The organism is Bradyrhizobium sp. ISRA430 (genome assembly GCF_029909975.1).
Lineage (GTDB): Bacteria > Pseudomonadota > Alphaproteobacteria > Rhizobiales > Xanthobacteraceae > Bradyrhizobium.
This window is the reverse complement of record NZ_CP094516.1, coordinates 1,732,478-1,746,341: the sequence shown is the minus strand read 5'-3', so window position 1 is coordinate 1,746,341 and position 13,864 is coordinate 1,732,478. Positions and strand designations below refer to the sequence as shown.

The window sequence follows — 13,864 nt, the reverse complement described above, 5'->3', positions numbered from 1 at the left end:
CCACGAGAACGCGCCAAGGGACGTATCAAGAGAACGTACCAAGAGCGGCGCGTGCTAACCAATAAGAAGGAGTAGGCTCTTGCACATTCTGGTTCTGGGCGCCGCCGGCATGGTCGGCCGCAAACTCTGTGAACGGCTGCTCCGCGACGGCCGCCTCGGCAAGAGCGATATCACCAGGCTGACCATGCACGACGTGGTCGAGCCCAAAAAGCCGGAGAGGGCCGGCTTTCCCGTCGAGACCGTGTCGGGCGACTTCGCCGTGGCGGGTGCGGCCGAGAAGCTGATCGCCGGCCGCCCCGACGTGATCTTCCACCTGGCCGCCATCGTCTCCGGCGAAGCCGAGCTCGATTTCGACAAGGGCTACCGCATCAATCTCGACGGCACGCGGATGCTGCTCGACGCCATCCGGCTTATGGGCGGTGGTTACAAGCCGCGCGTGGTCTTCACCTCGTCGATCGCGGTGTTCGGCGCGCCGTTCCCGGATGCGATCGGCGACGAGTTCTTCCATACGCCGCTGTTGAGCTACGGCACGCAGAAGGCGATCGGCGAATTGCTGCTCGCCGATTATTCCCGCCGCGGCTTCCTCGACGGCATCGGCATCCGCCTGCCGACCATCTGCATCCGGCCCGGCCTGCCCAACAAGGCGGCCTCCGGCTTCTTCTCCAGCATCCTGCGCGAGCCGCTCGCAGGCAAGGAAGCGGTGCTTCCGGTCTCGGAGGATGTTCGCCACTGGCACGCCACGCCGCGCTCTGCCGTCGGCTTCCTGCTGCACGCCGGCACCATGGATCTCGCGACGGTTGGGCCGCGCCGCAATCTGACCATGCCCGGCCTGTCCGCAACCGTCGGCGAGCAGATCGCGGCCTTGAAGCGGGTCGCGGGCGAAAAGGTTGCTGCGCGCATCAAGCGCGAGCCCGATCCCTTCATCGTCGGCATCGTGGGCGGCTGGCCGCGCAATTTCGATGCAAAGCGCTCGCGCGAGCTAGGCTTCACCACGGCCGAGAAAACCTTCGACGATATTATCCGCATTCACATCGAAGATGAGCTGGGCGGCAATTTCGTCGCCTGACGTAACCGGTGAACAGTGTGGGTCGAGAGATGGCGAGCGTTGCTTGCGTCGGCGAGTGCATGGTCGAGCTCAGGCAGGCCCAGGGGGGACATTCCACTGGGCAGGGGCAGGGCGGCGGCCTCTACTCGCGCGGTTTCGGCGGCGACACCCTCAACACGGCGGTTTATCTCGCGCGGCTCGACGTCAAGGTCGACTATTTCACCGCGCTCGGCGATGACGCCTTGAGCGATGAGATGGTCGCGGCCTGGGCGGCGGAGGGCGTCGGCACAAGGCGCGTCGTGCGCCTGCCGGGCAAGCTGCCCGGTCTCTACATGATCCAGACTGACGGCAAGGGCGAGCGGCAGTTCTTCCACTGGCGCGACAGTGCGGCGGCACGCCGGCTGATGGATCTGCCGGAGACGGACGAGATCCTGAACTCGCTGATGAGCTACGACTTCATCTATCTTTCGGCGATCACGCTCTCGATCTACGACGCGGCGGGGCGCGAGCGCCTGTTCGCGGCGATCAAGCGTGCGCGGCTGCTCGGCACCCGCTTCGTGTTCGACACCAATTTTCGCGCGCGCGGCTGGCCCGACCGCGACGTCGCCCGCGAAGTCTTCGCCGCGGCCTTCGCGACCGCCGACATCGTGCTGACCTCGACCGAGGACCTGCTCGCGCTCCATCCCGGCGAAGGCCATGCCGAACTGATGGCACGCATTCCCAGCCCCGAGCTGGTGTTCCGGCTCGCCGAGCCCGTCAGCCTCCTGCGCTTTCCCGGCGGGACCCGCGAGGTCCGCGCCGAGCCGATGACCAAGCCGGTGGTCGACACCACCGCGGCCGGCGACAGCTTTGCCGCGGCCTATATCGCGGCCCGGCTCGGCGGTTCCGATCCGGTCGAGGCCGCCCAGGCCGGACATCGCCTCGCGAGCCTTGTGATCTGCTATCCCGGCGCCATTATTCCGGGCTATGCCATGCCGCCGAAGAAACGGCACCGGCCGGCAACCTCACGCCAAGCGACCAAGTGAAGCGAAAGTCATGACCACGACTGCCCAACAGAACCAACTCGCCGCGCTGTTCAAGGCCGCGACCGTCATTCCCGTCCTTACCATCGAGCGTATCCAGGATGCCGTGCCGCTGGCACGTGCGCTGGTCGCCGGCGGCGTCCGCACGCTGGAGGTGACCCTGCGCACCGCCGTTGCGATCGAGGCGGCGAGGGCGATGATGGCCGAAGTGCCCGAGGCGATCGTCGGCATCGGCACGATTCTCAATCCAGCGGACTTTGCCCGTGTCGAGAAGCTCGGCGTCAAGTTCGGCATCAGCCCGGGGTTGACCCCCGATCTGCTGGAGGCCGCGACCGACAGCGCCTTGCCCTTCGCGCCGGGCATTGCGACTGCATCCGAGCTGATGATGGCCCTGGCGCAGGGTTTCGACATCGTAAAATTCTTCCCGGCCGAGCAGGCCGGCGGCATCAAGGGGCTGCGGGCGCTCGGCGGGCCGTTCCCGAATGTGCGGTTCTGCCCGACCGGCGGCGTCGGCGAGGCCAATGCGGCGGCCTGGCTTGCCGAGCCCAACGTGGTCGCGGTCGGCGGCTCCTGGCTGTGCCCGACGGCGGAGATCAGGGCCGGGAACTGGGCCGGCATAACTGCCATCTGCCAGCGCACGCTCAAGGCCCTGAAAGCCGCGTGAAGTCTTGCGATCGATGGGCTAAGACTTAGGTCAGGTAAGATCTAGGGAGAATGACCATGACCGCCAGCATCGTCGGATGGGCGCATACGCCGTTCGGCAAGTTCGACACCGAGACTGTCGAAAGCCTCGTCACCCGCGTCGCCAATGAGGCGTTGGCGGATGCCGGCATTGCCGCCTCCGACGTTGACGAGATCGTGCTCGGCCATTTCAATGCCGGCTTCTCGCCGCAGGATTTTACCGCCTCGCTGGTGCTCCAGGCCGACCCGCAGCTCCGCTTCAAGCCGGCAACCCGTGTCGAGAACGCCTGCGCCACCGGCTCCGCCGCCGTGCACCAGGGCCTGCGCGCGATTGCCGCAGGGGCTGCCAAGATCGTGCTGGTCGTCGGCGTCGAGCAGATGACGCGCACGCCGGGGCCGGAGATCGGCAAGAATCTCCTGAAGGCGTCCTATCTGCCCGAGGACGGCGACACTGTCGGCGGCTTCGCAGGCGTGTTCGGCAAGATCGCCAGCGCCTATTTCCAGAAATATGGCGACCAGTCCGATGCGCTGGCGCTGATCGCGGCCAAGAACCACAAGAACGGCGTTGCCAACCCCTTCGCCCAGATGCGCAAGGATTTCGGCTACGAGTTCTGCCGCTCCGAAAGCGAGAAGAACCCGTACGTCGCCGGTCCCCTGAAGCGTACCGACTGCTCGCTCGTCTCCGATGGTGCTGCGGCGCTGGTACTCGCGGATGCCGAGACCGCCAAGGGCATGAGCAAGTCGATCGGCTTCCGCGCCACCGCACATGCGCAGGACTTCCTGCCGATGAGCAAGCGCGACATCCTCCAGTTCGAGGGCTGCACCGTTGCCTGGCAGCGCGCGCTGGAGAAGGCCGGCGTCTCGCTCTCCGACCTGTCCTTCGTCGAGACCCATGACTGCTTCACGGTCGCCGAGTTGATCGAGTACGAAGCGATGGGCCTGACGCCGAAGGGGCAGGGCGCCCGCGCCATCAAGGAAGGCTGGACGCTCAAGGACGGCAAGCTCCCGGTCAATCCGTCCGGCGGCCTGAAAGCCAAGGGCCATCCGATCGGCGCCACCGGCGTCTCGATGCATGTGATGACCGCGATGCAGCTTGCGGGCCAGGCGCCCGAGGGCATGCAGCTCAAGAACGCCAAGCTCGGCGGCATCTTCAATATGGGCGGCGCCGCCGTCGCCAACTACGTTTCCGTGCTGGAGCCTTTGAAGTAGAATCTTGTAGGGTGGGCAAGGGCGCAAAGCGCTGTGCCCACCTTTTTCTTGCGCTAAGTCATGGTGGGCGCGCTTCGCTTTGCCCACCCTACTGCTCTTGATTGATTTTGCAGGATACGCATCATGAGCAATGACACGTCACTCTCACTCGACGAAATCAACGATCGAATTGCGATCCTCGAGAGCAATATCAGGCAGCTCATCGAGCAGGCTGCCGCCGCTTCGGGCGAGCAGAACGAGGCGCGCATCGCCGATCGCATCAATCAGCAGAACGAAGAGCTCGAACGGCTGCTCAAGATCCGCGAATCCCGCCAGAAGAAATAGCGCCTGTATCGCCGCGTAGCGCATACGGCCATACGCGGCTCGCGCTTGCCTGAGCTGCGCCGCTGCCGTTAGCTGGACCGAAATCGCGGGCCGCGACTGAGCCCGCGCGGATCGGGAGTGAACGATGGGGCCGCTGAAGGGCATCAAGGTCATCGACATGACGACCGTGCTGATGGGGCCTTATGCGACCCAGATGCTCGGCGACTATGGCGCCGACGTCATCAAGGTGGAATCGCTTGAGGGCGATGTCACCCGTCTGATCGGTCCGATGCGGCATGCCGGCATGGGGCCGGTCTTCCTCAATACCAATCGCAGCAAGCGCTCGATCTGCCTCGACCTCAAGAAGCCCGCCGGCCGGAAGGCCGTGCTGCGGCTGCTCGAGCGCGCCGACGTCCTCGTCTACAATGTTCGCCCGCAGGCGATGGCGCGGCTGCAACTCGGTTATGACGTCGTCTCCGAGATCAATCCGCGCCTCGTCTATGCCGGTGTGTTCGGCTTCGGTCAGGACGGGCCTTATGCGGCCAAGCCCGCCTATGACGATCTGATCCAAGGCGCGACCGCACTACCGGCCCTGATGGCGCAGACCGGCGACGGCGTGCCGCGCTACGTGCCGAATGCGCTGGTCGATCGCATCGTCGGGCTAACCGCGGTCGGCGCGATCTGCGCCAGCCTCGTGCATCGCGACCGCACCGGCCGCGGCCAGCGCGTCGATATCCCCATGTTCGAGACCATGGCGGGGTTCGTCATGGGCGACCACATGGGTGGGCTCACTTATGAGCCGCCGCTCGACAAGGGCGGTTATGCCCGTCACCTCTCGCGCGACCGCAGGCCCTACAAGACGTCAGACGGCTATCTCAGCGTCATCGTCTACAACGACAAGCAGTGGGAGAATTTCTTCAAGGCGACCGGCCGCGACGATCTGCGGGCTGATCCGAAGTTTGCTACTTTTGCCGGCCGCGCCGCCAACATCGACTTCGTCTATGCCGAACTGGCGCGCATCTTCGAGACTCGCCCGACCGCCGAATGGATCGAGCTGCTCACCAGGGCCGACGTGCCGGTGATGCCGATGCACGACCTCGCGTCGATCCTGCACGATGAGCATCTGGAGGCGACCGGCTTCTTCCCGGTCGTGAATCATCCCACTGAAGGTCCGATCCGGAGCATGAAAGTCACTGCGAGCTGGTCGGAGACCGAGGCCGAACCGGTTCGGCTCGCACCGCGGCTCAATGAGCACGGTGCAGAGATTTTGCGCGAGATCGGATACGCGGCGGACGAGATCGCGGCGTTGGTGCGCGATGGTGTCACGCGCTCGTCGCCGGAATAGAGGAGGAAACGCGATGACACTCTCATCCGTCCTCATCCGTCATTCCGGGGCGCGCTCCCTTGGGCGCGAGCCCGGAATCCACACTCACGATGGTGGTTATGATTCTCAGATGCGCAATTGCGCATCAAAGCTCGCGACTTCGTCGTGCCCCGGAATGACGACGGAGAGATGATACCATGACCTTCATCACCGGCGTCGGCCTCACGTCTTTCGGCACGCACGAAGGCTCGTCCTCGCTCGACCTGATGAGCAAGGCAGCCCAGCTCGCGATCGACGATGCCGGGCTGAAGCGCATGGAGATCGACGGTATCCTCTGCGGCTATTCGACCGTCTCGCCACATATCATGCTGGCGACCGTGTTCGCCGAGCATTTCGGCATTCGCCCGGCTTACGCCCATGCCGTCCAGGTTGGCGGCGCGACGGGGCTCGCGATGACCATGCTTGCGCATCATCTCGTCGAGGCCGGCGTCGCGCGGCATGTGCTCGTGGTGGCCGGAGAAAACCGTCTCACCGGACAAAGCCGCGATGCCTCGATCCAGGCGCTGGCGCAGGTCGGCCATCCCGACTACGAGGTGCCACTGGGGCCGACCATTCCCGCCTACTATGGTCTCGTCGCCTCCCGCTACATGCACGAATATGGCGTGACCGAAGAGGACCTCGCCGAATTCGCGGTGCTGATGCGCGAGCACGCCCGCACACATCCCGGCGCACAGTTCCGCGACCCGATCACGGTCGCCGACGTCATGGCCTCGAAGCCGGTCGCGATGCCGCTAAAGCTGCTCGACTGCTGCCCGGTGTCCGACGGCGGGGCGGCATTCGTCGTCAGCCGCGAGCGGACGGGCGAGGCCGGCGTGCGCATTCGCGGCTGCGCCCAGGCTCACACCCATCAGCATGTCACGGCGGCGCCGCCCCTGAGCGAGCTCGGCGCCGAGATCTCGATCGCGCGCGCCAGGGAGGCGACAGGCCTTGCGATCTCGGACGTGCGCTACGCCGCGGTCTACGACAGTTTTACGATCACGCTCGCGATGCTGCTTGAAGACCTCGGCCTCGCGAAGCGCGGCGAGGCGGCCGCGCGGGTGCGCGCCGGCCATTTCGGCCGCGATGGCGCGATGCCGCTCAACACCCATGGCGGCCTTCTCAGCTATGGCCATTGCGGCGTCGGCGGCGCCATGGCGCATCTGGTCGAGACCCATCTGCAGATGACGGGGAGGGCAGCGAGCCGCCAGGTGCGCGATGCCTCCATTGCGCTCCTCCACGGCGACGGCGGCGTGCTGTCCTCCCATGTCAGCATGTTCCTGGAGCGGGTGCGATGAGCGGCAACGGGCGAATCGGCGAGTGGACCGGAGGCGAGCAGGCCATCACCTATCAGCGCTGCGGCTCATGCGGGGCCGTGCAGTATTTCCATCGCGCCTTCTGTGCGGCGTGCGGAGCATCCGCACCGCGCCAGCAGCGCGCGAGCGGCAAGGGTACGGTCTATGCGACCTCGCTGGTGTGCCGTGCCGCCACGCCCGAGACGCGCGCGCACGTGCCCTACAACATCGTGCTGGTCGATTGCGCCGAGGGTTTTCGCATGATGGCGCATGGCGAGTCCGGTCTTGCTATCGGCGACGAGGTCGATGCGAGCTTTAAGTCCTTTGCGGGAAGGCTCGTGCCGTTCTTCACCAAGAGGGCCTAGTGGAATTCGTCATTCGGGGGCGGTCCAAAGGACCGAACCTGGACGGGCTTCTGGGTCTGGCTTGTGCGAGAGCCACCCCGGAATGACGATACGCAGTACTAGCGCCCGTAGAACAATATGCTGGCGATGACGAGCATCGCCGTTACCGCCAGCATATGCGCGAACGCTCCCGAGGCCGCCCTCCTGGTGGCTTCCTTCATGCCTTTTCTCCCTAGACTTGGGCGTGATTCATCGTTGCGCGCGCTGCGCAATCGACGGTCCTGTTTTTTACTCGGAACACCCCACTTCGATTATTCGCCGCGATTTGTCCCCACGCGGCGAATATCGACTGTGCCAAGGTCGATCAGCAATGCGGCGGCAATTTGACTCGATAATGTTGCTCCTGCGTCGGTGCGCGAATAGAGTTTCCCGGAACTTTCGCCGACAACGACAAAAACATCGAAAGTCCGAGGAAAATCTTAGGGAAGCTCTTCGGGCAAAATCTTCAGGAAAATCATGGCCCGCATCGACTACAGCGATCCGTCCAAGGCGTCCGACCGCACCCGCGAGATTCTCGACAAGAACCGCCACGCCAACATCTTCCGCATGATGGCGCATTCGCCGAGCTATTTTGAGCAGTATTGCCGGCTCGGCGGCGCCATTCGGCACAAGGGCGAGCTTGATCCGATCGTGCGCGAGCTCGCGATCACGCGCACCGGCATCCTGTGCGAAGCGCCGTATGAGATCGTCGCGCACAAGCGCATCGGCAGGAATGTCGGCGTCACCGACGAGCAGAACGTGGCGCTCGCAAATTGGCAGGCCGCGAATTGCTTTGACGAGACGCAGCGCGCCGCGCTCGCCTTCACCGACGAGATCGTCAAGCTGAACAAGCCGACGGACGCGACGTTCAAGGCGATCGCCGCCAGGTTGACGCCTGCGGCGCTGGTCGAGCTGCAGCTCTCTGTCGGCTTCTACATCATGACCTCGAAATTTCTCGAGACCTTCGAGATCGATCTGCAGCCTGTCACGGAAGTGGTGGGCTGATCCGAAAGGAGCAGCAAGGATGCCGATGACGATCGATGAATATGCGGCCTGGGCCGCGAGCGTTGCGAAAGTCGATGAGCATCCGTCGAACGAGCGGTTGTCCTATCTTGGTCTTGGCCTCGCCGGCGAGGCCGGCGAGGTCGCCGAACACATCAAGAAGCTGTTGCGTGATAGCTGGCTCGACCAGGCGGGTCTCGTCGATGAGCTCGGCGACGTCATCTACTACTGGGCTTGCCTGTGCGCGGCGACTGGCCAGAGGCCATCCGAAGTGCTCAAGGCAAGCGCAGCCAAGATCAACCGGCGGCTGAGCGAGGCCGCGAGCCGCTGAGCCGCAACCTGGCGCTCACATCGACGTCAGGATGTCCACCTTGGCGTTGGCCACGATCAGGCGATCGGCGAGGAGCTGCGCCAAATTGCGCATGATGCGCTCGCCGGCGCGCGGGTGCTGCTTGCGGAAGCGTTCGAAATCCCTAAGCGGCACCTCGAACGCGGTCGCGGCCATGTCGGCGAACACATCGGCGGAGCGGGTCGGCTCCAATAGCGCCATCTCGCCGAACGCCATGCCCGCGGTCAGCGTCGCCAGCCGCACCCCGTCCGGCAGCGTGACGTGGACGGCGCCGCTGCGCAGGAAGAACAGGGCATCGGCGGGATCACCGGTCGTGAGGATCTTCGCGCCGGATTGATAGGTCCGGATCGTGCAGAGCGAAGCCAGATCGGTCAGCTCCTCCGCGCTCAGACCGGTGAGCAGCGGCTGTTCGGCAAGCTCGGTGGTCTCGTGGAAGTCGATCGAGCCGCCGTAGCGATAGACGATCTGGTCTTCCGCCCATTCGATCGCGGTGTCGAGCAGGAAGAAGTCGCGGACGTTCTTGAGCTCCGCGGTCCATTCCCGCAAAGCATTCCACTCCCTGGAGGCGCGCTTGACCCCGGACAGGATCACCGTGACGTTGAGCGCGGCCAGCTCCTCGAAGGCTTCCGCGACCAGCCGCGCGCCGGCGCGCGTGGTCGAGGTGACACGATGGAGATCGAAGATGACGAATTGCGGCCGCGGGCCGCCGGCGAGCCGGCGCGACACGTAGTCGACGGCGGACAGCGACAGCGTGCCGACCAGCTCGATCACCCGCACCTCGTGCTCACGGGCGGCCAGGATCTCGCGCTCCTGCGGACGTCGCACGCGCCGCGACGGGCTCTTGCCGATGTCGTAGTCGGCAATGATCGCGTTGCGGGCGTCGTCGCTGCGGTTGAGCATGTGCAGGTCGTAATGCGAGGACAGCGCCTCGCAGACCTTGATGCCGCGCACGCTATTGCCGTGCTTGTCGAGCCGTGGCGAATAGCTGCCGAGCCCGAGGCGGGCGGGAAGCGCTGCGAGAATGCCGCCGCCGACGCCGCTCTTGGCGGGGATACCGATCCGGTAGATCCATTCACCGGCATAGTCGTACATGCCCGAGGACGTCATCACCGACAGCGTCCGTGCGATTGCATAGGGCGTCATCACCTGCTCGCCCGTGACCGGGTTGAGGCCGCGGTTGGCGAGCGTTGCCGCCATGACCGCAATATCGCGCGCGGTCACCAGCACCGCACACTGCCGGAAATAGACGTCGAGCACGGCCGCGACATTGTCCTTGATCACGGCGTTGGTGCGCAAAAGATAGGCGATGGCGCGGTTGCGGTCGCCGGTCTGGCTTTCGGAAGCGTAGACGGCTTCGTCGACGTCGAGATCGCGCCCGGCGAAGCGGCCGAGCGCAACGCGGATCTGCTCGAACGCATCAACGCCCTTGCTCTCGTGGATCAGGCCGGTACAGGCAATCGCGCCGGCATTGACCATCGGGTTGAACGGATGGTTCTCGGCGTTGAGCCGGATCGAGTTGAAAGGATCGCCCGAGGGCTCGACACCGATCGTGCTTTCAACCTGTGCCGCGCCGAGCAGGTCCAGCGCGAGCGCGAACACGAATGGTTTGGACATCGACTGGATGGTGAAGGGCACCCGGCTGTCGCCGACCTCGTAGACATGCCCGTCGAGCGTCGCGAGGCTGATCCCGAAATGGGCAGGATCGGCCTTGCCGAGCTCGGGAATGTAGTCGGCGACCGCGCCCGAGTTCTCGGCGGAGAATTCGCTGAGGCAATTGTCCAGAAACCGCAGCAAGGGCGGTTTCGAGCGGGTCCAGGCGGAAGCGGGAGGCGATAGCGGTTTCATCGCCTCTCTTTGTGCAACGCAATCAGGGCACGCGCAACCCGTCTGGCACCGGGCTCTGCCGTCGCACCAGGAGAAGGGCGAGCAAACTCGTCGGCGCCAGGATCGCGAGCCCCAGCAGCGTGATCTGCATCTGCGACAGCGGCATGATCCCGCCGCCGGGCGTGGCAACGACGAATCCGCCGATCACCAGCAGCACGCGGATGGGCCACTCGAGCGCGCCCGCGCCGCGGAGGTCGCCGACGAAGGCCTGGTAGCCCTGGATGCCGCCGCAGATGAATAGCGTGCCAAACGCGGCGAGCGCCATCAGGCCAAGGCCGGGCAGATACGGGCTTGGTCCCTGCAGCACCAGCGCGGGATTGAGCACGAAGAAGAACGGGATGAAATAGATGATGCTGCCGACCCACATCGATTCCCAGCCCGTCTTCATCGCCGGCGAGCCGGCAATGCCCGCGGCCGCGAAGGATGCGATCGCGACCGGCGGCGTGATCGACGACAGCATGCCCCAATAGAAGATGAACATGTGCACGGCCATGCGGTTGAGCCCGAGCTTTTCCAAAGCCGGTGCGACCAGAATGGCGAGGAAGATGTAGCAGGCCGTCGTCGTCAGCCCGAGCCCCAGGATCAGGCTGGTGAAGGCGCACATCGCAAGCAGCAGAAACGCGTTGTCGCCGGCAAGCCGCAGCAGGTCGTTGGCAAGGCTCGACACCACGCCGGTCATCGAGAACGCGCCGATCAGGAGGCCGCAGCCGGCGAGGATGCCGACGAGCTCAACGAAGGTGCGCCCGTTGACCTCGAGGAACTTGCCGATCGTCGCCGCGGTCCAGCGTGTGTCCTTGGAGAAGATCTGGTTGAGAACGAGCAGCAGCGCGGTGGCATAGAATGGCGCATGGCTCTCGCGCTTGAAGTACAGCAACATCACGATCAGCAGCGCGATGACGAAAACGTAGTACCAGCCGTCCCTGATCGTATCCATTACCCGCGGCAGCTCGGCGCGCGGAATGCCCTTCAGCCCGTGGCGCGCGGCATAGGCGTCGACCTGCATGAACAGGCCGACATAGTAGAGCGCGGCCGGAATGATCGCGGCGACCGCGACCTCGGCGTAGCTGATGTTGAGGAACTGTGCGATCACGAACGCGGTCGCGCCCATCACCGGCGGCGCCAGCACCGCGCCGGTCGAGGCGCAAGCCTCGATTGCACCGGCATAGGAGGCGCGAAAACCGCTCTTCTTCATCACCGGAATGGTCATGGTGCCGGCGGTGAGCACGTTGGAGATGATCGAGCCCGACATCATGCCGAGCAGGCCGCTCGCGAAGATGCAGACTTTCGCGGCGCCGCCGCGGAAGGTGCCGCACAGCGCGAAGGCGAGATTGATGAAGAACTTGCCGGCTCCCGTCATCATCAGCGCGGTGCCGAACACGAGAAAGCCGATCACGGTGTCGGCGAACGCCTGGATCGGAATGCCGAGCAGGCTCTCGCCCGAGAGCACGTGATAGGCGGTCGCCTGTTCCAGCGTCGATTGCGTGCCGCGGAACGGCCCGAGCCACGCGGATTCGGCGAACAGAGGATAGACGGTGAAGGGCAGCACGCTCAGCAGCAGGCTCCAGCCGCCGGTTCGGCGCAGCGCCTCCATCAGCATCGCCCACATCACGAGACCCGCGACGATCACGCTGTTGGGCGCGCCGCCGAATTCCCATCCGGCTTCAGCCGCCTTGCGCACGTTCGACATCAGCAGCAGCGCCGCCGCGAAGGTCACGACGAAGAACGCAAGGTCATACCAGGGAATCCGGTCGAGCGGCGCGCGCTCGCTGCCCGGAAAGATCAGGAAGGTGAAGGGCAGCATCAAGGCGATCAGGAGATAGAAGTACTCCGTGTTGAGTTGGGTGTAGCCGACGAAGAAGCGCAGCGAGAATTGCTGGTTGATGCAGAGCAGGATCGTTGCCGCGGTCGCAGCCACCAGCGTCCAGCGCCAGGCGCCGCGCAACGTACGCACGCGCGTCACCTCGGCTTCCTGCATGTTGCCGGCAGCGCCGTGAGGGTCGTCGAATACGACCCGCTTGGCTTGCTCCTGCGGGCCGGGTGAAACTGAAACAGACGACATGATCGACCCCGCGCGTGGTGGCTGGCTGCGCTTCTTGCAGACTAATCAAACCCGTTCGGCATGTCGGCCTTGGCAAGCGCGGCCGCGCGCGCTTTCATCCAGCCGTCGAGGAATGCCTTGTCGTCCGATGGCGGGTTGGACTTGCCGTAGTCGGCCCAGGCGGCCGCGAGCACCTCTTGCCGCTTGAACAGCTTGTTGTTGTGGGACTCCTGCGCGTCGGTCCATTGCCCGGCTTCCTTCAGCGCCTTGACCGCGCCGGGATGCACCGGAACTACCCAGTTCTTGGTCTGGCGGTCGGCGGCAAGCCCGCCGGCGCCGGGCGCGGAGTCCTTGTAGGCGTCGTAGTTCACGATCATCGCCTTGGTCATCGCGTAGACCTGATCCGCTGCTTGCGAGGCGTAGGCGACGAAGATCGGGTAGGGGTAATTGCCGAGTTCGACCGGCTTTTCCGGCGAGATGCCGGCGCCGCAGGTCGCAAGCTGCGGGAAGAAGAACGAGCCGACCTTCTGCATGCGCGCCCAGCCTTCCTTGTCCTTGGCGGGCAGCGGAGGCCAGACCAGGCCACGCGGCGAGGTCTCGGCTTCCTTGGCGGGGCCGGTGATGGTGGTGCCGAAGGCGGCATCGGTATCGTTGTTGATCAGGCCCTTCCACATCGCGCCGTAGCTTGCGAACTCGACGACCTTGACGTCGTCTTTCGTGAGACCGGCGAAGGCGAGAACGGCAAGCGAGTTTTGGTTCAGCGCCGGCGAGCCGACCACGAAGCCGACCCGCTTGCCTTTGAGGTCCTTGAGCTCCTTCACGCCGGCATCCGCGGCAACGCCAAGCGATCCGCAATTGCAGTCGACCGTGGAGAGCATGAGCTGAAGCGGCTGCGGGCCCCATTCCTTGCTGCCGAACTCGAACACGCCTTCCTGTGCGAAATAGGTGCCCGATCCCATCGCCGACGAGGCCGCGCGCTTGGCGCGCAGCGGCGCGAGGCGGGCGACGTCGTTGCCGGCGGGCAGCACGCGCACATCGGTGCCGTATTTATCCTTCATCATCTTGCCGACGCCGACCGCGATGTTGAAGCCGGCGGTTCCGGTGTCATAGGCGGTGAAGGTCAGACTAGGCGGCAGCTTGATGTCTTCAGCCGAGGCGTAGCGTGTAGACGCAAAAGAAAAGCCCGCAACCAAGGCAGGCGCGAGCATGAGCAGCCCACGAAGCATGTTTCCCTCCAATCGTCTCCCCTTGTTGTGAAGACGTTCTTGCTTGGCGCGGATCATGTCATCGAGA

Annotated in this window: 13 protein-coding genes; 10 read left to right on the top strand and 3 right to left on the bottom strand. The window is 64.9% G+C overall.

All coding sequences use genetic code 11. The features are described 5' to 3' along the window. The first annotated feature begins 79 nt into the window (after window positions 1-79). The 10 genes from denD to MTX21_RS08895 all read left to right on the top strand — a co-directional run bounded on the left by denD (window position 80) and on the right by MTX21_RS08895 (window position 8,631). Window positions 80-1,066, top strand: a complete 987-nt coding sequence (denD, locus tag MTX21_RS08940; protein WP_280964435.1) for a D-erythronate dehydrogenase — start codon at window positions 80-82, stop codon at window positions 1,064-1,066. Between the two features lie 29 nt (window positions 1,067-1,095). Continuing rightward, window positions 1,096-2,070, top strand: a complete 975-nt coding sequence (locus tag MTX21_RS08935; protein ID WP_280964434.1) for a sugar kinase — start codon at window positions 1,096-1,098, stop codon at window positions 2,068-2,070. A 10-nt stretch (window positions 2,071-2,080) separates the two neighbouring features. Continuing rightward, entirely contained in the window at window positions 2,081-2,731 is a 651-nt protein-coding gene (gene eda / locus MTX21_RS08930; RefSeq protein WP_280964433.1) for a bifunctional 4-hydroxy-2-oxoglutarate aldolase/2-dehydro-3-deoxy-phosphogluconate aldolase, read from the top strand. 56 nt (window positions 2,732-2,787) lie between these two features. Next, window positions 2,788-3,957, top strand: coding sequence for an acetyl-CoA acetyltransferase (locus MTX21_RS08925; protein ID WP_280964432.1), 1,170 nt, complete (start codon window positions 2,788-2,790; stop codon window positions 3,955-3,957). Window positions 3,958-4,080: 123 nt separating this feature from the next. Beyond that, window positions 4,081-4,281 carry a hypothetical protein gene (locus MTX21_RS08920; RefSeq protein ID WP_280964431.1) on the top strand — a complete coding sequence of 67 codons (201 nt, stop codon included), beginning with the start codon at window positions 4,081-4,083 and terminating at the stop codon, window positions 4,279-4,281. A 124-nt stretch (window positions 4,282-4,405) separates the two neighbouring features. Beyond that, window positions 4,406-5,605: a CoA transferase gene (locus MTX21_RS08915; RefSeq protein ID WP_280964430.1), complete on the top strand. Its 1,200-nt coding sequence runs from the start codon at window positions 4,406-4,408 to the stop codon at window positions 5,603-5,605. Window positions 5,606-5,781: 176 nt separating this feature from the next. Continuing rightward, window positions 5,782-6,918 (top strand): thiolase family protein, encoded by a 1,137-nt coding sequence (locus MTX21_RS08910; RefSeq protein ID WP_280964429.1) that lies wholly within the window; start codon window positions 5,782-5,784, stop codon window positions 6,916-6,918. After that, the gene (locus tag MTX21_RS08905; protein WP_280964428.1) at window positions 6,915-7,280 is read left to right on the top strand and encodes an OB-fold domain-containing protein; all 366 of its coding nucleotides are present in this window, start codon (window positions 6,915-6,917) and stop codon (window positions 7,278-7,280) included. Before MTX21_RS08910 ends, MTX21_RS08905 begins: the two co-directional genes overlap by 4 nt. Window positions 7,281-7,775: 495 nt before the next feature. After that, a complete protein-coding gene (locus MTX21_RS08900; RefSeq protein ID WP_280964427.1) occupies window positions 7,776-8,303 on the top strand; it encodes a carboxymuconolactone decarboxylase family protein in 528 nt (175 codons plus the stop codon). A gap of 25 nt (window positions 8,304-8,328) precedes the next feature. Further along, complete coding sequence (locus MTX21_RS08895; RefSeq protein WP_280971009.1) at window positions 8,329-8,631, top strand: nucleoside triphosphate pyrophosphohydrolase family protein; 303 nt, start codon at window positions 8,329-8,331, stop codon at window positions 8,629-8,631. Between the two features lie 15 nt (window positions 8,632-8,646). On the opposite strand, the gene glsA is transcribed toward MTX21_RS08895, so the two are convergent. The 3 genes from glsA to MTX21_RS08880 are packed head-to-tail and all read right to left on the bottom strand — an operon-like array spanning window position 8,647 to window position 13,797. Continuing rightward, window positions 8,647-10,494: a glutaminase A gene (gene glsA, locus MTX21_RS08890; RefSeq protein ID WP_280964426.1), complete on the bottom strand. Its 1,848-nt coding sequence runs from the start codon at window positions 10,492-10,494 to the stop codon at window positions 8,647-8,649. 22 nt (window positions 10,495-10,516) lie between these two features. Then, window positions 10,517-12,592: a TRAP transporter permease gene (locus MTX21_RS08885; protein ID WP_280964425.1), complete on the bottom strand. Its 2,076-nt coding sequence runs from the start codon at window positions 12,590-12,592 to the stop codon at window positions 10,517-10,519. 41 nt (window positions 12,593-12,633) lie between these two features. Next, on the bottom strand, window positions 12,634-13,797 hold the full coding sequence (locus MTX21_RS08880) for a TAXI family TRAP transporter solute-binding subunit (protein WP_280971366.1): 1,164 nt from the start codon (window positions 13,795-13,797) through the stop codon (window positions 12,634-12,636). Window positions 13,798-13,864 lie beyond the last annotated feature (67 nt).